The sequence below is a fragment of the Serratia sp. DD3 genome (assembly GCF_000496755.2).
Genome location: NZ_AYKS02000027.1, coordinates 18544 through 40130, shown reverse-complemented (window position 1 = coordinate 40130; position 21587 = coordinate 18544). Strand labels below are relative to the sequence as shown.

At 49.6% G+C, this 21587-nt stretch carries 20 protein-coding genes; 6 read left to right on the top strand and 14 right to left on the bottom strand.

Annotated features, from left to right (window positions below):
- Positions 1-6 precede the first annotated feature (6 nt).
- The 3 genes from napC (at position 7) to maeB (ending at position 3945) form a co-directional block, all read left to right on the top strand.
- Positions 7-624 carry a cytochrome c-type protein NapC gene (gene napC / locus IO95_RS03995; RefSeq protein ID WP_023491108.1) on the top strand — a complete coding sequence of 206 codons (618 nt, stop codon included), beginning with the start codon at positions 7-9 and terminating at the stop codon, positions 622-624.
- A 151-nt stretch (positions 625-775) separates the two neighbouring features.
- Complete coding sequence (gene nudK / locus IO95_RS03990; RefSeq protein WP_023491107.1) at positions 776-1351, top strand: GDP-mannose pyrophosphatase NudK; 576 nt, start codon at positions 776-778, stop codon at positions 1349-1351.
- A 314-nt stretch (positions 1352-1665) separates the two neighbouring features.
- Positions 1666-3945 (top strand): NADP-dependent oxaloacetate-decarboxylating malate dehydrogenase, encoded by a 2280-nt coding sequence (gene maeB, locus IO95_RS03985; RefSeq protein WP_023491105.1) that lies wholly within the window; start codon positions 1666-1668, stop codon positions 3943-3945.
- A 69-nt stretch (positions 3946-4014) separates the two neighbouring features.
- Here the strand turns inward: maeB and mmuM are convergent, their stop codons facing one another.
- The 13 genes from mmuM to nrfA form a co-directional block, all read right to left on the bottom strand.
- Positions 4015-4950: a homocysteine S-methyltransferase gene (gene mmuM, locus IO95_RS03980; protein WP_023491104.1), complete on the bottom strand. Its 936-nt coding sequence runs from the start codon at positions 4948-4950 to the stop codon at positions 4015-4017.
- Positions 4940-6355, bottom strand: coding sequence for an S-methylmethionine permease (gene mmuP, locus IO95_RS03975; RefSeq protein WP_023491102.1), 1416 nt, complete (start codon positions 6353-6355; stop codon positions 4940-4942). Before mmuP ends, mmuM begins: the two co-directional genes overlap by 11 nt.
- Before the next feature lie 179 nt (positions 6356-6534).
- A complete protein-coding gene (locus IO95_RS03970; RefSeq protein WP_023491100.1) occupies positions 6535-7920 on the bottom strand; it encodes a cytosine permease in 1386 nt (461 codons plus the stop codon).
- Positions 7921-8052: 132 nt separating this feature from the next.
- The gene (hisC, locus tag IO95_RS03965) at positions 8053-9168 is read right to left on the bottom strand and encodes a histidinol-phosphate transaminase (protein WP_023491099.1); all 1116 of its coding nucleotides are present in this window, start codon (positions 9166-9168) and stop codon (positions 8053-8055) included.
- A 332-nt stretch (positions 9169-9500) separates the two neighbouring features.
- Positions 9501-9959 carry a YaiI/YqxD family protein gene (locus IO95_RS03960; protein WP_023492596.1) on the bottom strand — a complete coding sequence of 153 codons (459 nt, stop codon included), beginning with the start codon at positions 9957-9959 and terminating at the stop codon, positions 9501-9503.
- 68 nt (positions 9960-10027) lie between these two features.
- Positions 10028-10921, bottom strand: coding sequence for an N-acetylmuramoyl-L-alanine amidase AmiA (amiA, locus tag IO95_RS03955; protein ID WP_023492597.1), 894 nt, complete (start codon positions 10919-10921; stop codon positions 10028-10030).
- Between the two features lie 203 nt (positions 10922-11124).
- Positions 11125-11691, bottom strand: a complete 567-nt coding sequence (locus IO95_RS03950; protein ID WP_023492598.1) for a hypothetical protein — start codon at positions 11689-11691, stop codon at positions 11125-11127.
- On the bottom strand, positions 11688-12053 hold the full coding sequence (nrfF, locus tag IO95_RS25765; protein WP_037383959.1) for a heme lyase NrfEFG subunit NrfF: 366 nt from the start codon (positions 12051-12053) through the stop codon (positions 11688-11690). Before nrfF ends, IO95_RS03950 begins: the two co-directional genes overlap by 4 nt.
- Positions 12054-12091: 38 nt before the next feature.
- Entirely contained in the window at positions 12092-13786 is a 1695-nt protein-coding gene (gene nrfE / locus IO95_RS03940; RefSeq protein WP_023492600.1) for a heme lyase NrfEFG subunit NrfE, read from the bottom strand.
- A gap of 28 nt (positions 13787-13814) precedes the next feature.
- Positions 13815-14762 (bottom strand): cytochrome c nitrite reductase subunit NrfD, encoded by a 948-nt coding sequence (gene nrfD, locus IO95_RS03935; protein ID WP_023492601.1) that lies wholly within the window; start codon positions 14760-14762, stop codon positions 13815-13817.
- Positions 14759-15430 carry a cytochrome c nitrite reductase Fe-S protein gene (gene nrfC / locus IO95_RS03930; protein WP_023492602.1) on the bottom strand — a complete coding sequence of 224 codons (672 nt, stop codon included), beginning with the start codon at positions 15428-15430 and terminating at the stop codon, positions 14759-14761. The genes nrfD and nrfC overlap by 4 nt, the downstream gene beginning before the upstream one ends.
- Positions 15427-15996 carry a cytochrome c nitrite reductase pentaheme subunit gene (gene nrfB / locus IO95_RS03925; RefSeq protein WP_023492603.1) on the bottom strand — a complete coding sequence of 190 codons (570 nt, stop codon included), beginning with the start codon at positions 15994-15996 and terminating at the stop codon, positions 15427-15429. The genes nrfC and nrfB overlap by 4 nt, the downstream gene beginning before the upstream one ends.
- Before the next feature lie 42 nt (positions 15997-16038).
- On the bottom strand, positions 16039-17418 hold the full coding sequence (nrfA, locus tag IO95_RS03920; protein WP_200874149.1) for an ammonia-forming nitrite reductase cytochrome c552 subunit: 1380 nt from the start codon (positions 17416-17418) through the stop codon (positions 16039-16041).
- A 578-nt stretch (positions 17419-17996) separates the two neighbouring features.
- Here nrfA and IO95_RS03915 point away from each other — a divergent pair.
- Positions 17997-18422 (top strand): GNAT family acetyltransferase, encoded by a 426-nt coding sequence (locus IO95_RS03915; RefSeq protein WP_023492605.1) that lies wholly within the window; start codon positions 17997-17999, stop codon positions 18420-18422.
- A 515-nt stretch (positions 18423-18937) separates the two neighbouring features.
- Here IO95_RS03915 and IO95_RS03910 read toward each other — a convergent pair.
- Positions 18938-19327, bottom strand: a complete 390-nt coding sequence (locus tag IO95_RS03910) for a YgiW/YdeI family stress tolerance OB fold protein (protein WP_037383948.1) — start codon at positions 19325-19327, stop codon at positions 18938-18940.
- Positions 19328-19476: 149 nt separating this feature from the next.
- Between IO95_RS03910 and qseB the strand changes: the two genes are divergently transcribed.
- Entirely contained in the window at positions 19477-20136 is a 660-nt protein-coding gene (gene qseB / locus IO95_RS03905; protein WP_023492607.1) for a quorum sensing response regulator transcription factor QseB, read from the top strand.
- Positions 20133-21482 (top strand): quorum sensing histidine kinase QseC, encoded by a 1350-nt coding sequence (gene qseC / locus IO95_RS03900; RefSeq protein WP_023492608.1) that lies wholly within the window; start codon positions 20133-20135, stop codon positions 21480-21482. The genes qseB and qseC overlap by 4 nt, the downstream gene beginning before the upstream one ends.
- The last annotated feature ends 105 nt before the right edge of the window (positions 21483-21587 follow it).

The window sequence follows — 21587 nt, the reverse complement described above, 5'->3', positions numbered from 1 at the left end:
GGAGTTATGTCTGAAGGTAACAATGCAGTATCCGAGAAAAAGGTCGGTTTGATCCGCCGTATATGGCGCTGGTGGCGTCGACCGAGTCGTCTGGCCTTGGGAACGCTGCTATTGATCGGTTTTGTGGGGGGTATTCTCTTTTGGGGGGGCTTTAACACCGGTATGGAGGCGGCTAACACCGAGCAGTTCTGTATCAGTTGCCATGAAATGCGCTCTACCGTCTACGAGGAGTATATGGAAAGCGTGCACTACAGCAACCGTAGCGGTGTGCGTGCGACCTGCCCGGACTGCCATGTTCCCCATGAGTGGGGGCCGAAAATGCTGCGTAAGATCAAGGCCAGCAAAGAGTTGTATGCCAAGGTATTTGGCCTGATCGACACACCGCAGAAGTTTGAGGAACATCGTCTGACCATGGCCAGCAACGAATGGGCGCGGATGAAGGCCAATAAGTCGCAGGAGTGCCGTAACTGCCATAACTTTGAGTATATGGACCTTAGCGCACAGAAAACTGTGGCGGCCAAAATGCATAACCAGGCGATTAACGAAGGCAAAAGCTGTATTGATTGCCATAAAGGGATTGCACATAAACTGCCCGATATGCGCGAAGTGCCAAACGGCTTTTAAGTTTGGCTAGCAAAACCCCATAGTGCCAAACGGTTTTTAAGTTTGGCTAAAAAAACCCCGTGGTGCGAAATGGCCTACGGGGTTTTTTATTGCAAATTTTTCAGGGTTGCGCTTTGCTATTTGCCAATCAGCCCGCTAATGGAAAAGATCCATGTCATCGAAAATTGAAAACATCAGGCAAGAGCTGCTGTCGGATAATTGGTACACACTGAATAAATACACCTATGATTTAAAAAGGGAAAAAGGGGGTTCCGTTGAGCAGGTACGTGAAGTTTATGATCGCGGCAACGGGGCCACTATTTTGTTGTATAACCGTGCCAAGGGCACCGTGGTATTAATCAACCAATTCCGAATGCCGACCTACCTTAACGGCAACACCAGTGGCATGTTGTTGGAGGCTTGTGCCGGGCTGCTGGATAATGACTCCCCGGAGCAGTGCGTCCGCCGTGAAGCGATGGAAGAGACCGGTTTTCAGCTAACCGAGGTGAAAAAAGTTTTTGAAGCCTATATGTCACCCGGGGGAGTGACGGAGTTGATCCATTTCTTTATTGCCGAGTATCAAGATAGCGAACGCACTAGCGCAGGCGGCGGTATTGAAGATGAAGATATTGACGTGGTGGAGCTGCCCTTTAGCGACGCTATCGCGATGATCGCTGATGGCCGCCTCAAAGATGGCAAAACCATTATGCTGTTACAACATCTACAGATAACCCAACTGATGGCGTAATTTTTTGGCTTTACAGTGACCGCGCTAATCGCAGGAGTAAATCAGGGGGTAAATATTGATAAAATTATCCCTACAGGTGGTTCTGGTAACAAAGCCCCCCTTTGCTGCGTTGCAAATCCCCTTGGCCGACCTATCCGGCCATCGCCACACCGGTAACACAAAATAATGGTGCTCGATAAGTGTAATTGAACTTTTATTTGCGAATTTTACTCAAGGTTACGGGGTGCTTCAAAGTTTGGAACATTTATCTCACTATACTGGTTGCAGATTAATGCTTTACCTCAACATACATAGTAGAAAACAAGGACCCCATAATGGACGAACAACTCAAACAGAGTGCTCTTGATTTCCATCAGTTTCCCATCCCCGGGAAGATTCAGGTATCGCCAACTAAACCACTGGCTACGCAGCGCGATCTGGCTTTGGCTTATTCACCCGGCGTAGCAGCGCCTTGCCTGGAAATTGCTGACGATCCACAGGCCGCCTACAAGTACACCGCAAAAGGCAACCTGGTGGCGGTGATCTCCAACGGCACGGCGGTACTGGGGCTGGGGAATATCGGCGCACTGGCGGGTAAGCCGGTGATGGAGGGAAAAGGGGTTCTGTTTAAGAAGTTTTCCGGTATTGATGTGTTCGACATCGAAGTGGACGAACATGATCCCGATAAACTGGTCGACATCATCGCCGCACTGGAGCCGACCTTTGGTGGTATCAACCTGGAAGATATCAAGGCACCAGAATGCTTTTATATTGAAAAGAAACTGCGCGAACGCATGAAGATCCCGGTGTTCCATGATGATCAACATGGTACTGCGATTATCACCACCGCCGCAGTGTTGAACGGCTTGCGAGTGGTGAAGAAAAATATCGCTGACGTCAAACTGGTGGTGTCAGGTGCCGGTGCCGCTTCCATTGCCTGCCTCAATCTGCTGGTCGCACTGGGGATGAGCAAGCAGAACATTACGGTTTGTGACTCCAGAGGGGTTATCTATAAAGGCCGTGACACCAATATGGAAGATAACAAAGCCGTGTATGCCGTTGCAGACCAAGGCCTGCGCACGCTGGGGGAAGTGATTCCTAACGCCGATATTTTCCTAGGTTGCTCCGGCCCTGGCGTTTTGACGCCGGATATGGTGAAAACCATGGCCAAAGACCCGCTGATTATGGCGTTGGCTAACCCTGAACCGGAAATCCTGCCGCCGCTGGCTAAAGCGGTCCGCCCAGATGCCATTATTTGTACCGGCCGTTCCGACTATCCTAACCAGGTCAATAACGTTCTCTGTTTCCCCTTTATCTTCCGTGGTGCACTGGACGTAGGGGCTACCACCATCAACGAAGAGATGAAACTGGCTTGTGTGCATGCCATTGCTGATCTGGCGATGGCGGAACAGAGTGATGTGGTGGCTTCCGCTTATGGTGATCAGGATCTGAGCTTTGGCCCAGAATATATTATTCCAAAGCCTTTTGATCCCCGCTTGATTGTCAAAATTGCACCGGCAGTGGCCAAGGCGGCCATGGATTCCGGTGTCGCCTTGCGTCCGATTGAAAACTTTGCCGCCTATGTAGAACATCTGACCCAGTTTGTTTACAAAACCAACCTGTTTATGAAACCGATCTTCTCGCAGGCGAAGAAGGACATGAAACGTGTGGTACTGGCAGAAGGGGAAGAAGAGCGCGTACTGCATGCTACGCAAGAGCTGGTGGCACAAGGGTTGGCACATCCTATTCTGATCGGGCGGCCGGACGTTATCGAAATGCGTCTGAAGAAACAGGGCTTGCAATTGACGCCTGGTAAAGACTTTGATGTGGTGAATAACCTGTCTGATCCGCGTTTTAAAGAGTATTGGCAAGAATATTATCAACTGATGAAACGCCGTGGTGTGTCACAGGAGCAGGCGCGCCGTGCCGTGATGGCTAATCCCACCTTGATCGCCGCCATTATGGTGCACCGTGGGGAAGCCGATGCCATGATCTGCGGCACCATCGGTAGCTACCATGAACATTATGAGGTGGTGGAACAGGTATTGGGGTTCCGTGATGGGGTGCATGTGGCGGGGGCGATGAATGCGCTGATGCTACCGAGTGGCAATACATTTATCACTGACACCTATGTCAACGATGACCCAACGGCGGAACAATTGGCAGAAATCACGCTGATGGCGGCCAATACGGTGCGGCGTTTCGGTATTGAGCCGAAGGTAGCCCTGTTATCCCATTCCAATTTTGGCTCTGCCAATTGCCCAACGGCAACCAAAATGCGTGAAACGCTGGCGTTGGTACGTGAGCGGGCACCAGAGTTGGAGATTGATGGTGAGATGCATGGTGATGCTGCCCTGGTGGAAAGCATTCGTCATAACTTGATGCCTGACAGCCCACTGAAAGGCGCGGCGAATATCCTGATCATGCCGAATATGGAAGCGGCACGTATCAGTTATAACCTACTGCGAGTCTCTTCTTCTGAAGGGGTGACCGTAGGGCCGGTGTTGATGGGGGTTTCTAAACCGGTACATATCCTGACGCCGGTGGCTTCAGTACGCCGCATAGTCAACATGGTGGCGCTGGCGGTGGTGGAGGCGCAGACGACAGCACTGTAATCAGTAGCCCCGCCTGGTCGCTTAAGTTGGCGACCAGGCGGGTTATCTATCTACCTATCTATCTATCTATTAATGGCACTGTTGCGCAATAGCTTGAATATCTGCCGGAGTGGTGCGGCAACAACCGCCGATCAACCGGGCACCCGCACGCTGCCACTCTCTGATTTGACTGTTCAACTGGTTTTGCTCTGTGCCACAACCATGCCAGGTTTTACTGACCGCATCGTAGTGTTCGCCAGAATTCGGGTAAACCACTAACGGTTTATCACTCAATGTCGCCAATTGCTGTAACGCCGGGGTGACACTGTCCAATGCGATACAGTTGATCCCCACCGCTAACACTTGCGGATTGTCCGCCAGCCGCTCCATCACCAGCTTCAACGGTGAACCATCACTCAAGTGGTGGCTGTCTTGCAAGGTGAAGGAGAACCAGGCGCCCAAGGTGGGGAATTCGTGCAACAGTTTAAGCAGTGCTTGTAATTCAGCCAATGAGGGCAGGGTTTCGCAGGCCAGCAGGTCAACGCCTGCTTTGGCCAGTGCTGCGATTCTAGGGCGATGGAAAGCCGCCATTTCATTGGGTGGCAAATGGTAATCGCCACGATATTCCGAGCCGTTTGCCAGATAAGCACCATAAGGGCCGACAGAACCGGCGATCAACAACGGCAAGGCTTGCGGCTGTTGAGCCAGATAATCATCTCGCGCCTGTTGTGCCAGTTTTACGCTTTTGGCGATCAGTGCCAGCGACTGCTGCTCATTGAGTCCACGGCGTTGAAAGCCTTGTGGTGTCGCTTGATAGCTGGCAGTAATGGCGCATTGTGCCCCTGCATTGAAGTAATCAAGATGTACCTGATAAATCAGTTGCGGGTTTTCAATCAGCACTTTTGCTGACCACAACGGATCACTGAGGTCACAGCCGCGCGCTTCCAACTCAGTGGCGAGGGCACCGTCTAGCACCAAGGTGCGGTTATTCGCCAGCAGTGGGGTGAGAGGGTTATTAACTGACATGTTCTTCTCCGCTATTCAGTGTGCCTTTTTGACCGCTGCTGCGCGTCAGATAATAGACCAGATAACAGAGAGCAACGAATGGCAGGCCACAAAATAAGGCCACTCGTTGTTCTGGATCAAATGCTAGACCAATACAAGCCAATAAACAGAGTATGAACCCGACGATTGGGGTTAGTGGATAACCTGGGGCGCGGTACTTCAGCCCTTCTATCGGTTGACCACTGCGCAGGTAATGGCGACGGAAAGCATAGTGTGAGGCACAGATACTCAGCCATACGGCGACTACCGCAAAGCCGGATATAGCAGACAGTGCGACAAACACGGTATCAGGGGCGATCACGCTGGTCAGTAGGGCCAGTACACCACCGAGCATACTGAAAGTCAGTGCATTGATGGGAATGCCCCGAGCATTCAGGCGCGAGAAATAGGCTGGCAATGTACGTTGATTGGCTAGCGACCACAACATCCGCCCTGACGCATACAGCCCGGAGTTCGCTGCGGAGAGAATCGCCGTCAGGATAACAAAATTAAAAATATCAGCCGCATAAGGCACGCCAATACGTTCAAATACCTGCACAAAGGGGCTTTTAACCACACCCGCCTGTTCCATTGGGATCAACGCCGCCAAAATAAATACGGTACCGATAAAAAATACCACCAAACGCAATACCGTGGTGCGAATAGCCAACGGGATGACTTTTTCTGGATTTTCGGTTTCACCGGCGGCAATACCGATCAGTTCGGTACCGGAAAAGGCAAAATTGACCGCCACCATGGTCATCAGAATGGGTAATGTGCCATGGGGCAACCAACCGGATGAAGTCAGGTTATGCAGGAAGGGGGCGGGGCTGCCGTCTTTCATCGGTAACAGACCAAATACCGCAGCACCACCCAACACAATAAAGGCCAGAATAGTGATCACTTTGATCAGTGAGAACCAGAATTCGCTCTCAGCAAAAAAGCGGGTGGTAATGGTATTAAGCAGAAAAATGATGGTGCAGAAGATCAAACACCACAACCACACTGGGGATTGTGGAAACCAGTATTGCATGCAGAAACCCGCGGCGGTGAGACTGGATCCTAGCGCCACCGTCCAGGTGAGCCAATATAACCAGGCGACGGTATAGCCCGTGGCTGGGCCAAGATAGCGTGCCGCATAGATATGAAATGCACCGGTTTCCGGCATGGCGACGGCAAGCTCCCCCAGACACAGCATCACCAGATAAACCACCAAGGCACCGATTAAATAGGCCAACAAGGTGCCGAGTGCCCCGGTAGTGGAAATGATATAGCCAGTATTGAAAAACAGCCCGGTGCCGATAACACCACCCAGAGACAGCATCACCAGATGCCGGGTTTTCATGGTGCGTTTGAACTTCCCTTCAATGGGCGCTACAGATTGCATGGTCATTCATCCATTTAGACGTCTATATGGCTAATAGGTATACCCTTAATAGACGCTTAAATCAACGTATCCTTACTATTGCGTTAATGGCAAGGTTAGCAACTTGATGAATGAATAAACCTCATCCTTGAGGTTTCGGCTGGCAGCTTGCCGTCGAGATGTCAGGCGATATATTGGCCTTAAGTGGCGGTAGCCTGCCGCAGAGCAACGTTTTTGCCAAAGGTAATATAGAGTATGGCTGGTATCATTAATCCAACAATCCAGGAGATATCTGTGCCGATAAAATCATACAGCGGGCCGGTATACAGTGTAGTGGAAATAAATGGGACCTGAATCAGCACACCGAGCAAATAGATGCTGATACCGAAAATATTCCAGCGACCATAGCAGCCATTCGGATCCATCAATGCAGCCTTGTCATAATGACCTTTAGCAACAAAATAGAAACTAGTGAGGTTAATGGCGGCCCAGGGGGTGAAGAGGGCGAGTAAGAACAGCAGAAATGCTCTGAGCGCGTTTAAAAAATCATCTTTAGCCAGAAACGCCAGGCAGGTAGAAACACCAACAATAAAAATAACCACCGCAAGTCGCTGGTATCTATTGTAGCTGATATGGCCTTTAAAACCACTGATAATGGTTGTCAGACACATTAGGCAACCGTAGGCATTCAGTGTCGAGATGGTGATTTTACCAAAAGCGATGCTGAAATAGATCAGGGCAGCCATGATACCGTTGGCCCCGAGGCTGACGATATAACCAACTTCATTGCCAGCAAAGTGATTGCCCGCTAATGCAGCGGCAAACACCCCCAGTACCATCGAAATTTGCGAGCCGCCAACCGATCCTAACCAGATAGCGAGGAAAACTTTCGACGATGGTGTATTACTGGGTAAGTAGCGCGAGTAGTCAGATGCATAAGGAGAAAACGCAATTTGCCACGATGCAGATAGCGAAATAGCAATCAGAAATTTATCCCAGGCAAAAGAACGGTTATCCAGCAGTAAAGAAATATCATTAACAGACAGCAGGCGAATAAAAAGATAGGTAAATGCCACGATGCCAAAGATAGTTGCTATACGCCCTAGACGATGAATAAAGCGGTAACCAATCATGGCAGAGATAATAATGATGACAGAAAAAGTCAATATCCCGGCAGTATTGCTGACACTGGCCAAATGGGAGATCGCTTGCCCGGCTAGGATAATACCGATGGTATTGAACCCCATGTAGAGTGCGCAGACTAAGACAATCGGAATAGAGGCCCCAAGCACACCGAATTGCACTCGGCTGGAAATCATCTGGGGTAAGCCGAGTTTTGGCCCTTGCATACCATGCAACGCCATGATGACCCCGCCAATTAACTGGCCTATCATTAAACCGATAATGGACCAAAAGGCATCCCCACCAAGAACCACCGCTAATGCACCGGTCACAATAGCGGTAATTTGCAGGTTGGCACCAAACCAGAGGGTAAATTGGCTGAATGGACTGCCATGCCTTTCATTTTCAGGGATAAAATCGATGATGCGTGATTCTATTAATGGTGTGGCTTTAGTCGTGGTCATAATTATCCTTATTCTTGAGTAGAATATATCTCTCAGGATTTGGCGCTATTTCACTATAACCTTCGATATTCAGGTTGTAGGGAATACAACCTGAATAAACGAAGGTGGGTTAGCCAAATCACCGGGCACTATTTATTGGTGTAACGCTTTCTCAAGTGCCTGAAGGAACATATTGTTATCATTACGGCTGCCAACGGAAACACGTAAAAAACGGTCATAGCCTGTTTCAAGCCAAGGTTTAATAATCACCCCTTGTTGCAATAAGGCCGTATTCACCGTATTTACCGCCACTGGGCTGGCAAGAAATATAAAATTAGTGACCGATGGAATCGGTTGTAACCCTAAATGCTGCTGTAAAACCTGCTCCATACGGCGTCGTTCACTGCGAACATGTTCGACACTGGCAAGCAAATGATCCGTGTCTGCCAGGGCAGCAACAGCTGCCGCTTGAGCACAGCGGTTGACATTGAAAGGAGTACGGAGTCGGTCAATCATGTCTGCCAATGTGGCATCGCTGGTAATACCATAGCCGATGCGTAATCCCGCTAACGCATAAGCTTTAGAAAACGTTCTTAAAATCACGTAATGGCATTGGCTGTTCTGTAATATGTTCAGGCAGTCGGGATAATCCGTTTCACCGTTGGCATATTCAAAATACGCCTCGTCAAATACCAGCAGAGTATGGGCTGGCAAGTGATCAATCACATATTGCAGTTCATCCCCGTTAAGTGCTGAACCCACTGGGTTAGATGGGGATGAGAACATCAGCATGCGTGTGCGCGGTGTTATTGCAGCCATCAATGCGTGTACATCAATACGCATATCGGGCCCCATGGGAACACCGATCACTTCAGCGCCAGCCGCTTGTGGGTAGATAATATGCAGGCCAAAAGACGGTAAAATGGTGACCACCTGGTCCCCATGATCGAGAAATACCCGGCAGAGTATGCTGATAAGATCTTCAGAGCCATTACCGAAAACCAAACGTTTTTCATCAATAGCCAGTTTGTGAGCCAGCGCGGTGCGCAATAGATGGCAAGATTGGTCGGGATAAAGTGCGCTATTACGGGCTTCTGCCGTCAAGGCGGCTAAGGCTTTTGGCGAAATCCCCAATGGATTCTCATTGCTGCCCAGTTTGGCGACCTGTGAAACACCATATTTTGCTTGTACCGCTTCAATAGAGAGTCCGGCATTGTAACTACTGAGGGCTTGTACTTCAGTACGCGCAAATGTGTTTGAAGCATACATAGGATAAGATCCTTCTAGATTAAGACGATGTAGATAGGGATGGGTCTATCCCTATGGCTACACCATCAGTGTAATAATCATTTTTTAACATATACCCGTATATACAGGTAAGCGCAACTAGGGCTGGGGGCATGATTATTCATTAGCAGTAAAATAGCCATTACTGATAATATTTTTATTTATCAGTAGGTTATTTTTTTATTGATGATGAGTAGGGGGGTGATTATGGGTTTTTAATGCGTTTTTAACGGAAAAATCAGCACGAAATTGGTTTGTTTTTGAGCTGTCGCTCACACAATATTCACATATTTGTCACATGATGGCAGGCGTTATCAGCGCAAAGATCCCTTGGCTTGCTGTAGCCATTTGTCCAATTCATTAGCGAACTGCTGGCGCTCACGTTGATTAAGCGGCGCTGGCCCACCACTTTGAATACCGCTGGAACGTAATGTATCGAGGAAGTCACGGATATTGAGCCGTTCACGAATAGTGTCTGGCGTATAGCGTTCACCGCGAGGATTGAGGGCAATAGCCCCTTTTTCTATGACTTCTGCCGCGAGTGGGATATCGGCAGTGACCACCAGATCGGCGGTTTGACAAAGGCGCACGATTTCGTTGTCCGCAACGTCAAAACCTGCTGGCACTTGCAATGTATTGATAAATCGCGATGGGGGGGTACGCACAGGTTGATTGGCCACCAAGGTAACCAGTATCGCGGTACGCTCGGCAGCACGAAACAGGACCTCCTTGATAACATTGGGACAAGCATCCGCATCAACCCAAATCTGCATTATTATTCCCCTGTGATCCGCGATTTACCGGATGTGGCTGTGGTCATTTCTATTTTGTGCGTGACAGACTAGCTCGGTCTTCGCTGGTGTGCATCATAATATTGGAAAAAGTTGATCACACCATCCGTAATCGCATGGGCAATTTTCTCACGAAAAGCGGTGGTGCCTAGCAGGCGTTCCTCGTAAGGATTGGTGATAAATGAGGTTTCTACCAGAATTGAAGGAATAGACGGGGACTTCAACACCGCAAATGCTGCTTGTTCGGTACTGTCACTATGCAGACGGTGTACCGGACGGATCTGCCCCAACACGTGGCGACCTAGCGTCAGGCTGTTATTGATAGTATCGGTTTGTACCAAATCGAACAGTGTCTGTTGCAGATAATTGTCCTGCTGCCGGTATTTGCCACCAGCAATTTCATCAGCGGCATTTTCGCGGCTGGAGAGATAGCGAGCCATCGCGCTGCTGGCACCCCGGTTGGAAAGGGCGAATACGGAGGCCCCTGCAGCGTCTGGGCTGGTATAACCATCAGCATGGATCGAGATAAACAGATCGGCCCGATGTTGATGAGCGATGTCTACACGGCGAAATAGCGGGACAAACTCGTCAACTTCCCGTGTCAGGCGCACTTCCACCTGATCATGTTGCTGCAAAAAACGGCGCACATGGTTGGCAATTTCCAATACCACATGCTTTTCCTTTGAACCTTCAGGCCCTACCGCGCCGGAGTCGATACCCCCGTGCCCTGGGTCGAGCATGACTAATCTTTTACTGCCCGCCTGCTTGGGTGTTGGTTGGCTGCGCTGGTTACGCAACATACCGCCACGATTATTGCTGGTTTGGGCGTAGGCCGCTTTACTACCGAGTAAGGCGAAAGCCAAACCTGATAACAGTAATTGCCGACGTGTTGTTGAAGTCGTGAGGGGGGCAAAATTAAAATAAGGTTTATTTTGTTTTTTCATCACACACATCTCCAACTCAATAAATTGATCGCCGCGACGTTATAGCGCATCGACGATGATTAATCGACTTGAGAACTATTGCTATTTATTTCCTGACTATTGAGTACAGATATATTGAGAGCACTAAATAAGTATACACTTAAGATTATTTAAATTGCAGTTAGAATATAGACCCAAAATAATTCGCATCGCGTGATTTACTGCTACCGCAGCAGTAACTTCGCCATATTGATGGCCTCGATCAGTTGTGGCCGGTTTACCCGTGGTGATTGGCTGTCTAACAGCTGTTGCCACAGGGCTATCGCCTTGGCATATTCAGCATGGGAAAAGGCATCGGCCGCTAACAACATCAATGCCGAGACTTCATTCTTATCCAACTCCAGGGCCTTTTCTATATAGCTCTTTGCCTGTGGGGTAATGCGTTGCCCAGCCTGGTAATAGTGCACGGTAGCCAGTGCTGAGTATAATTCTGCATTGTCGCCGCGCAGGGTTAGCGCCTGCTGATAGGCAATCTGCGCATCGGCAAAATTATCGTTGTAGAGATAATATTCCCCCAGTTCGGCCCATGCGACACTGTCTTGCGGGGACTGACTGACTTTTTGCTGCAACCGCTGTAATTGGCGTTCATTCTGCTCTTGGGGCGAGAGGGGCTGAACCGGTTTGTGTATCTCGGTGAGCACGCTGGCTGGGCGGCCACTGGCTGCATACCAACAGGCACTGATGCCAAGTACCAACCCGATAAACAACAGATGAAAAGTGCCTCGTTTCATTTCCTGTCCCTACGCCGCCATAACACTAGCGAAATCAACACCAGCATCACTGCCGGAAGCGCCCAAAGTACGAGAGTAGAGCGTTCTAACTGCGGTTGATAACGGACAAAATTACCGTAGCGCGCGGTCATAAAATTCAGGATCTCGTCTGCTGTTTTCCCTTGCTCGGTCATGGCGAATACTTCGTGACGCATTGCCACGGCCGCCGGGGCATTAGACTCCAGTAAGTTCTGATTCTGACATTGAGGGCAACGTATCTGAGCCGCTACAGCCAAGGCTTGGTCTTGAACCTCTGGTGAGGTAAAGGCCCAAGTATCCACAATCTGCGCCGCCAGTGGTAACGTTAGGCTTCCCCACGCTATGCTTCCCCACGCTATGTTTCCCCACAACAACAAGAAAGCTAGCCAGCGCATGCCTGTCTCCTTTGCCAACCGCTTGCCAACACACCGATGATCATCAGCCCACCTCCCCACCAGATCCAGCGGATCCCGCTCTGCACATAGAAACGCATGGCGTAACGCTGCTCTCCGCTTTTTTCGCCCATCACCACGTACCAATCATGAAACGCATTCCAGTCGATACCCGGTTCAAACATCTGTTGCCGACGGGCGGTATAAAACCGCCGTTCTGGCATCAGTTGAGCCACCAGTTTGCCTTGCTGCGAAACATCGATAATGGCCTGTTCGCTGGTGAAATTGGGGTGAGCCAATAGGTCGACTGAGCGAAGTTTAAATTCATACCCTGCCAGGGAGACAGTTTCGCCGACAGAGACATTCTGGCTGATTTCATGGCGTTGCAGCGCTGAGCTTGCAATGCCTAACGCCGTCAGCAGCACGCCGGCATGGGCAATGCATTGTGGTAACCGCTGTCGATCGAACCCGCCGTAACACATTAACAGCAAGCCAAACAGCCCAAACGGTAACAGCACCAGGTTGAAATAAGGGGCGCCGACCGAAATTTGTCCCCATCCCATCAACCGGTAAAACATCGGGTACAAGGTACCGACCAGTACAATCAGCGCGGCAGAGCTGAATAATAGCAGTGCACCCAACAGCACCGGGCTAGCTTTGGTTGTTGAAGCCTGCTGGCGGTTAGCTCGCAATGCATAAACCAGGAACGACGCGCCACTTAGGAAAGTAAACAGTATAAACAAGGGCAATGCACGCAGCTCATCCAGTGCAAAGGCATGCACCGAAACCAGCACGCCGGAACGAACGATCAGGGTGCCCAGCAGGCTGAGTATAAAGGTGCCCAATGCTAACAGTATCGACCAATGGTGCAGGCCACCGGTACGTTGGCTAACTGCCAAACTATGCAATAAGGCGCTGGCCGTCAGCCAAGGCAATAAAGAGGCATTTTCGACAGGATCCCAGAACCACCAGCCGCCCCAGCCCAGTTCGCTGTATGCCCACCATGACCCCAAAATGATCCCGGCAGTCAGAAAACACCATGCAGGTTTGGCCCAGAGCAGGCACTGCCGAGCAGTCTCTGCAGTAAATGTGCCTCGCAGCAAGGAGGACAACATCAATACACTGCAAATGGCAAACCCGCCATAGCCCAGATAAAGCAATGGAGGATGTAAGATCAGGCCGATATGTTGCAGCATGGGATTGAGATCGCGCCCTTCAACTGCAGGAGGAAAGACACGAACAAAAGGATCGGAGAAGAACAGAATAAAAATCAGGAAGCAGCCGTTGATCAACGCCAGAATGGCCAGGGGGAGAGGCTGCACAGAACGCTCTGATTTAGCGCTGAACAGGGCAAAGCAGGCCGACCAACCACTGAGGCACAACAACCAAAGTAGTAACGAGCCTTCGTGCCCGCCCCATAATGCGCCGACTTTCATCAAGGGCGGTAATTGACGATGGCCATGTTGGGCAACGTACAACACGGAAAAATCATTACGCCAAAACAACAGCAGCAGAATGGCAAATGCCAGTACGATCAGGGCAAAAATGGCATAGCTCCATTCTCGTACTGGCAATAACACCTGACGGTGTTTTATCAATGCAAACAACGTGGTGCTCGCCAACAGTAATGACGCAACACAGGCAAGTAATAAGGCAATAAATCCCAGTTCGGCTAACCACAACACAACAACCTGCCTTATTTGGTTACAGCACTCAGGCAACCGTCATTTGCCCGGCATACAGAATAAAATAACGCAGCAATAATACGCCACACAAACTACAGCCGCTGATCAACAGGATATGGAGCCGGGTTTTACCCCAGCCTACGGCTTTCAGTAGCAACGGAAGAACCAGCCCCAGGCCAACTACGCCCAACCAGAACCACCAGGCCCAGAAACCACTAGCCAACGCAGCCGATAAGGCACGTAGCTTACCGTCATCCCCCAGCGCTAATCCGATGAAGAACGCAGCCAGCAGGAAAATTTCCAGCCATACCACGGGTGTTTCAAGGCGGTGAAGGAAATGCATCTCACGGCTGTGGATATCGCCTTTGGGCCTGAGGGTGACCACCAGCATGACGACCGCGATCCCCGATGAAATACCGGAGAACAGGAATAGCGCCGGTAACAAAGGGTTGTTTAGCATGGGGTAAGACTTCAATGCCGAAAGCAGGAAGCCGGTGTAAGCGCCCAACAATACTGCCAGGACCAGCATCAGTATTTCTATTGACCGCAACAAAGGTAAGAGGCGAGCCAACAATGTTGGGATCACCGACAGCTTTGGTAGCCAGCGTTGTTGCAATGAGGCCAATTCATCACGGAAAATCAGCGCGAGCCACAACACCAGCACTAACATGTAAATCTGGAACAGCATCACGCCCATCGACATCACAGAGGTAAAGCTGTAGTGGAACATCAGTTTCCAGAAGGTCCACGGGCGGGTCAGGTGAAAAATCAGAATGAACAGTCCGAGCGCAATTGAGGTGGGCGCGATAAACAGTGTGGTCAGCATGATCTGACTTTTTGAGGAGCCGTCCTCGGGATGATAACGCCGCAGCAGGATGGACAGAGTCACCAGACCTGCAGAAATACCAATCAGAAACAGGTAAATGGCAATGGGCCAATCCCAGACCAGAGACTCAAAATGGAAGGCAGAAGTCATTGACTTATCTCCCCATATTTAAACGGAACACGATACATTTTGGGGTGTGTTCCTAATGCAATCTTGTAGCGATAAGTGGTTTTTTGCTGTAACAGACGCGAGATATCACTATCAGGATCGTCAAGGTTGCCAAATGTTAAGGCCTGAGTTGGGCAGGAAAGTACGCAGGCAGGCAACTTGCCCTGGCGAAGGTTGGTCTTGCGGCAAAAATCGCATTTATCCGCCGTTTTATTTACCGGGTGAATAAAGCGTACCCGGTAAGGGCAGGCCGCAATGCAGTATTGACAACCGATGCAGAGATCCGGATTAACGTCGACAATCCCACTGGCAGCATCCAGGAATGAAGCCCCGGTTGGGCAAACATGCACGCACGGAGCACTTTCACAATGCTGACAAGAATGGCGAAAAAAGCGGTATTTCACATCAGGAAACTGGCCTATCGGCTCGCTGCGGATAATCTCCAGGCGTGAAACGCCCACCGGTACCTGGTTGACTTCACGGCAGGCATCCATACAGGCAGTACAACCGATACAGCGTGATTCATCATGAACCATGCCGTAGCGGATGCCGTTCACGTTCATGCTGCGTGCCAAGAGTTTTTCCGCCGCCATAGAGGTCATGGCCAGCACACCTATTCCTGCGATAAAACGGCGCCGTGAGCAGCTCATGGCTGCTCCTTATCCAGCTTGACCGATGCTGGATTAAACGCTGGGTTCTGCTGCTGTTGGCGATGGCAGTCCACGCAGATTTGTATCCGCCCTTTGTCGCTCAGCCCTTGCATTTTATCCTGCTCAGGATGAAGTTGGTGGCAACTGGCACAAGATACTTTGGCTAGATGCACATCATGCGGCCAGAAGGCTTTTTGCAATGCCTCGGGCAAATGGCAAGACAGACAAACGCTGTTTTGCTGCTCGACACCGAACATCGGCTCGTTGAAACGCATTACATCCTTGACCCCTTCACGGTGGTGCCATGACGGGGTTCCATGACAGTTGGTGCAAGTCACCGGTAATTTGTTATTTGGGTTGATGGCACCCTCATGTTTGCCATGCATCGCACTTTGTTGCGGCTTGTGGCAACGTAAGCAGGCATCATCTGGGTTCCGTTGCAGGGTAACTTCCGCAGAATTCTGTTTGGCTGCGGGACTTTCGGTTTGTGCTGATACCGGTAATACTGTCAGCCAAAGACTGCAGGCAAGCACCCCGGTAGCTAATAACGAACGCAGTACGCTCATATTGACTCCATTTTTTTACGCCCCGCGAACGAGGCGAAGGGGTTAATGGCTTAACAGCCCGGCTTTCTTTGCCTGCTCATCCCACTGGGGAACGACTGTCTTGAGGAACTCTTGTTTTTCGGCATTCAACTTCGGCATATCCATCCCCATAGCCAATTGGGCTTTTTCTTTGGTAGAGATATCCGGCAGCGCTATCTCATGGGTGACCCCTTTGGTGGCGAGCAAACGGATGAGCTGAGTGCGAGCCTGTGCAGCTTGATCAAGCGCCGTGCCTAGAATGCGCAATGCAACATCCGGTGCATGCATATGAATACCGTGTGAAGCGATAGCAAAGTCCCAACGCCACTGGGCGTGACGGATATGGGTCAGGATAGGTTTCATCTCGGCTTCGGTTGCGCCAGCATCCCAGGCAGCCTTGGCTTCAAAGTGCGCGTGAACCAGTTGATCCTCCACTTTCAATTTGATCTCGTTAATGTCGTGCTTATGTTTGGCCACCACCGCTTCCAGGCTGGCTTTATCTTGGGTGTGGCAGTTTTTGCAGGTATGCTCAAAGTTATCTAACGGGTTACCAATCTTGTGTTCGGTATAGATCTTGCCTTCAGCGTTTTGCACTTTCGGCATATGGCAGTCGATGCAGGTTACATTGTTCTTGCCATGCATCCCGGCACTCCAGGTTTCATACTCTGGGTGTTGAGCTTTGAGCAGCGGTGTTTTCGATAATGGGTTGGTCCAATCGGAGAAAGCGATGTTGTCGTAATAGGCCTCCATGTCATCCACCGTTGTTCCCTTGTCCCATGGGAATTTCACCGCCTTGTCTTTGCCTTCAAAATAATATTCGACGTGGCACTGCCCACAGACCATAGATTGCTGCTCGAAGCGACCCGCTTTATCAAAGGATTTACCGATCGTCTGCATGGCTCTATCGGCATAAGGGCGGGAAAGGGTCAGCATGGGCTTGCCAGCGGCAAAATCAGCGGAAGCGGTATTGTGACAATCGGCACAACCGAGGTCGTTAACAATTTCCGGCCCTCCACGCGCCCATTTGCCATGAAAGTAGTTCGCTTCCCCTTGTTCGGCGATCACTCTGGCGACATCTGGACTTTTACAACTCCAGCAGGCCATGGGCAATGGCCCGTCTTCCGCTGTTTTTGGCGCGCCAGTACGTAACGTTTCACGGATATCCGTCATGGCAAAGGCGTGACCACGCGGCTTATTGTAATCCTTGGCAAACGGGTAGCCGGCCCAAAGAATCACCAGACGAGGGTCTGCTGCTAAAGCGTCTACACGCTCTGATTGTTCAGCGGTGGCTTTCCAAGATTGGTATTGATCCGGGTGAGAAGCAGAGAAAGTTTCGTTTCTGGCCTCAATCTTCCCCGGTGCCTCGGCGGCAAGTGCCGAAAACGACAAGAACCCCGTAATCATCCCTGCTAGAAATAGCGTCAATACATTGCTGACCTTATTCATAAGCATCCCATCCAGTTGGTCTGCGTTAACGCAGTACTTTATTAGTTGTTAGGTTCGGTTAAGAACAGATTTTCAACACCACATTTTGTAGGGATAACATAGGCCACATAAAAAATGTTGTTTTTGGTCAATTTACGAGGAGATCTTGAAGACTTGATTGAATTTTGAGAAGCAGCACTAAATTTCATATACCTCTAATTAGTTATTAAAATATAAGGCATTGCGTTGAAAGAGGAATCAATAGAAATTATTGCATACTGCTTTTGATGATTGTCGGTCAAACGCGCCCCAGTGAAAACATAAGATATTTTTATGTAATTCCTTATTTGAGTCGTGGCTAGAAGATAAAAAACGAATTTTTGCTCGCTTAACCCTTAGTTAAGGAATAGGGGGACAATACCACCAAGCAGTCACTGTACACCGCTAAGGGCGCTGTAATTTGTGCGATAGCAGAGGCAAATTTCAGTTTGATATTGCGTCATAGAATAATCACGCGATAATCAGGTAAACAGATTAAATAACAGTGGTGAGCACCGATGGAGATTCGCGTATTTCGACAAGAGGACTTTGAAGAGGTCATCACGCTGTGGGAGCGTTGCGATTTGTTGCGCCCATGGAATGACCCTGAAATGGACATTGAGCGTAAATTGAACCACGATCCGGAACTGTTTTTAGTGGCGGAAGTGGGGGGTGAAGTGGTGGGGTCGGTCATGGGGGGCTATGACGGCCACCGTGGTTCAGCCTATTATCTGGGGGTTCACCCCGATTATCGTGGGCGTGGTATCGCCAATGCGTTAATTAACCGCCTGGAGAAAAAACTGATCGCTCGAGGCTGCCCGAAAATTCAACTGATGGTACGTGAAGATAACGATACCATTATTGAGATGTATGAAAAGATCGGTTACGAGATCCAGAGTATAACCTGCCTGGGTAAAAGGTTAATTGAGGATCAGGAATACTAAATAGTGTCCTAATAATTGACTAAGGTATTGTTCGAACAGCTGAAACGTCTTATTGAATTAAAAAATAGTGGTTTTAAGCGCTTGTGGCAAGCTCGACAATACCCAGTCAATTGGGCTGAATTTAACCTTTATACCCGATCAACTTGCAGATGTTTGACCAAGCCTGTTATTAGGAAAGGCGTGCTGAGGGTTCCTAGCGGCGTTAGCCGTCGGAACGGGTCTCAGTACGATTGTCCCGGGTATCTAAGACTCAACAAGAGTTTCAAGCCATTTGAAGTATCACAGGTCTATAGGTATTAATAGACTCTAAATAATTCGAGTTGCATGTAGGCGGCAAGTTCTATAGTCGCCAAGAGCATAGTCTACTATGTGACTGGTGCGAGTGTGACTGGTGCGACAAGTCTGCCGGGAGCAGACTTGAACGCTGCTGGCAGCGGCCCGGCTCAGGACGAGCCTAGTATCTGGACACAGCCAACACCCGTGCAACTTGAAGGATGTCGAGTATAAATAAAATACTATGGATTGATTTTATTGATTTGTTTTACATCGATTTCCACGTTACGCCAGTCTTTATCCACTTCACCTTGGATCTCAATCAAATCCTGTGGGGCGACGGTAACGCCTTTCCAATATTTATGGTCAATGTCGACAGTGATCGTACCACTGGCATCTTTGAATATATAGGTATCATCCGATACGCGTTCGATGATGTTGCCTTGCAATCTGACCCAAGTACCTTCGCGTTGCTCTTTGGCATTGGCGATTGTGGTGATGCTGTGATTTTTGTCAACAAAGCCACCGGCTTGTGCTGTGGTTTGCGGCCCAGAAAATCCCCCTTGCTGAGCGGCAAACACTGGAGCGGTAGATAAAGCAAAGATAACCGTGCTAATCGCGAATTTTTTCATCATGTTGATCCTTTCTGTTGGTTTTCACAGTGATTAAACCTCATAATTCTTAACGATTCCTTAAGGTGTCAAAAGAAAATATTTTGCTGTACATCTGCGTGATGAGTCGCTTTGATTGACACCGGAAGAGGTGTAATAAAGGAATACTGATGCGCATACTGCTGGTAGAAGATGACAGGTTGATTGGTGATGGTATCAAGGTAGGGCTGACGCGCCTTGGCTTTAGCGTAGATTGGTTTACGTCGGGGCGTGAGGGGAAAAATGCGCTGTTCAGTGCGCCTTACGATGCGGTGATCCTCGACCTCTCCTTACCTGAAATAGATGGTTTGGTTATTTTGCGCGAATGGCGAGAGAATAATCGCCAAGAACCCGTATTGATTCTCACCGCGCGTGATGCGTTGTCGCAACGGGTGGATGGTTTACGTTTAGGGGCGGACGATTATCTTTGCAAACCGTTTGCTTTGATCGAAGTCGCAACACGCTTGCAAGTATTGATTCGGCGCACTTATGGGCAGACACAAAGTGAACTTTCTCACGGCAAGGTTACGTTAGACCCAGTTCGGTTAATCGCCAGTTTTGATGGTGAGCCACTTATGCTAAAACCCAAAGAGTTTGCCTTGCTCGAATTGCTGCTACGTAACGCGGGCCGTGTACTGCCGCGCAAACTTATAGAAGAAAAACTTTATAGCTGGAACGATGATATCGCCAGTAATGCGATTGAGGTATACGTACACCATTTACGACGCAAACTGGGTAGTACCTTCATTCGCACAGTTCATGGTATTGGTTACACACTGGGGGAGGCATGAAACGGACACAACGGCTGAGCTTGCGTGTGCGTCTGACATTACTGTTTCTGTCGCTAGCTGTCGTCGCCTGGGGTTGCGCCAGCTTTGTGGCTTGGAAGCAGACGACGCATAAATTGAATGAGTTATTCGACACCCAACAGTTGTTGTTTGCCAAGCGTATCAGTGCAATGGACTTTAGTGGGTTGAATGCATCAAAGTCGGTAGTACATCCGATGAAAAAGGATACTGGCGGTTATTCGGACGACGATGCACTGGCTTTTGCTGTTTTTACCGCCGAAGGCAAACGAATTCTACATGATGGGGAAAATGGCGCGCAGATCCCTTGGCATTATCAACATGAAGGGTTTAAGGATGGACAGTTACAAGATGATGACGACAAATGGCGTTTTTTGTGGCTCAGCACGCCTGATAAACAACACCGGATTGTGGTAGGGCAGGAGAAAGAATACCGTACAGAGATGGCGCTGGAGATTATTTTGTCGCAACTGCAGCCTTGGCTTGTTGCGCTGCCCTTGATGTTTTTATCACTGATAATCCTGCTGAGTTGGGAACTACAGCCACTTAAGCAACTGGCCAATGCGCTACTTAACCGTGCAGCCGATGCCGACGAACCCCTGGATACCGAGCAGGTTCCAGGGGAGGTGCGCCCGCTAGTTGATGCACTTAACCAACTGTTTTCACGTATTCAGGCACTGATGCTGCGTGAACGCCGCTTTACTTCCGACGCTGCTCACGAACTACGTAGCCCACTTGCTGCATTAAAAGTACAGGCGGATGTCGCACAGTTGGTGATGGAGGATCAGCAGGCGCTTGAAAAAGCATTGTTGCAGATGAATACGGGTATTGAACGTGCGAGTCGGTTGGTGGAACAACTGCTTATACTGTCACGCCTAGATTCACTGGATCATTTGGAGGAAGTTCAGGCTATCGCAATGGCAGAACTTTTACAGTCGGCAGTGATGGATATTTACCCTGTAGCGCAACAGGCGGGCGTTGATATACACCTCAATCTGGAGGTAGATAATGGACTTTACACCGGACAACCGTTATTGATTGAGCTTCTGGTACGCAATCTGCTCGATAACGCCATCCGCTACAGTCCGTGCGGCAGTGTGGTACAAGTGACGCTCGAGAAGCATCAGTTCAGGGTCAGTGACAATGGCCCCGGTGTCACTGAGGAGGTTTTAACGCGATTAGGGGAGCGATTTTGGCGGCCACCAGGCCAAGTAAGCACCGGCAGTGGTTTGGGGCTGTCGATTGTTAAACGTATTGCAGCACTACATAAGATGAAGATTTGCTTTGGTCATGCGGCGCAGGGTGGTTTTGAGGTGATCGTGCGCTGGTAAATTTGTGCCAGCGAGATCACATTGCTGTTATTGACATGGGTGATCCTTAAGCTAGGAGGTAATGATAACGTCAACGGGTCGTCGCTACCTACGAGAGAGATAATA

Bases quoted from the DNA above. Each gene is read 5' to 3' on its own strand.
- napC (WP_023491108.1), top strand. From the start codon at position 7: ATGTCTGAAGGTAACAATGCAGTATCCGAGAAAAAGGTCGGTTTGATC.
- nudK (WP_023491107.1), top strand. From the start codon at position 776: ATGTCATCGAAAATTGAAAACATCAGGCAAGAGCTGCTGTCGGATAAT.
- maeB (WP_023491105.1), top strand. From the start codon at position 1,666: ATGGACGAACAACTCAAACAGAGTGCTCTTGATTTCCATCAGTTTCCC.
- mmuM (WP_023491104.1), bottom strand. From the start codon at position 4,950: ATGTCAGTTAATAACCCTCTCACCCCACTGCTGGCGAATAACCGCACC.
- mmuP (WP_023491102.1), bottom strand. From the start codon at position 6,355: ATGCAATCTGTAGCGCCCATTGAAGGGAAGTTCAAACGCACCATGAAA.
- IO95_RS03970 (WP_023491100.1), bottom strand. From the start codon at position 7,920: ATGACCACGACTAAAGCCACACCATTAATAGAATCACGCATCATCGAT.
- hisC (WP_023491099.1), bottom strand. From the start codon at position 9,168: ATGTATGCTTCAAACACATTTGCGCGTACTGAAGTACAAGCCCTCAGT.
- IO95_RS03960 (WP_023492596.1), bottom strand. From the start codon at position 9,959: ATGCAGATTTGGGTTGATGCGGATGCTTGTCCCAATGTTATCAAGGAG.
- amiA (WP_023492597.1), bottom strand. From the start codon at position 10,921: ATGAAAAAACAAAATAAACCTTATTTTAATTTTGCCCCCCTCACGACT.
- IO95_RS03950 (WP_023492598.1), bottom strand. From the start codon at position 11,691: ATGAAACGAGGCACTTTTCATCTGTTGTTTATCGGGTTGGTACTTGGC.
- nrfD (WP_023492601.1), bottom strand. From the start codon at position 14,762: ATGACTTCTGCCTTCCATTTTGAGTCTCTGGTCTGGGATTGGCCCATT.
- nrfC (WP_023492602.1), bottom strand. From the start codon at position 15,430: ATGAGCTGCTCACGGCGCCGTTTTATCGCAGGAATAGGTGTGCTGGCC.
- nrfB (WP_023492603.1), bottom strand. From the start codon at position 15,996: ATGAGCGTACTGCGTTCGTTATTAGCTACCGGGGTGCTTGCCTGCAGT.
- nrfA (WP_200874149.1), bottom strand. From the start codon at position 17,418: ATGATTACGGGGTTCTTGTCGTTTTCGGCACTTGCCGCCGAGGCACCG.
- IO95_RS03915 (WP_023492605.1), top strand. From the start codon at position 17,997: ATGGAGATTCGCGTATTTCGACAAGAGGACTTTGAAGAGGTCATCACG.
- IO95_RS03910 (WP_037383948.1), bottom strand. From the start codon at position 19,327: ATGAAAAAATTCGCGATTAGCACGGTTATCTTTGCTTTATCTACCGCT.
- qseB (WP_023492607.1), top strand. From the start codon at position 19,477: ATGCGCATACTGCTGGTAGAAGATGACAGGTTGATTGGTGATGGTATC.
- qseC (WP_023492608.1), top strand. From the start codon at position 20,133: ATGAAACGGACACAACGGCTGAGCTTGCGTGTGCGTCTGACATTACTG.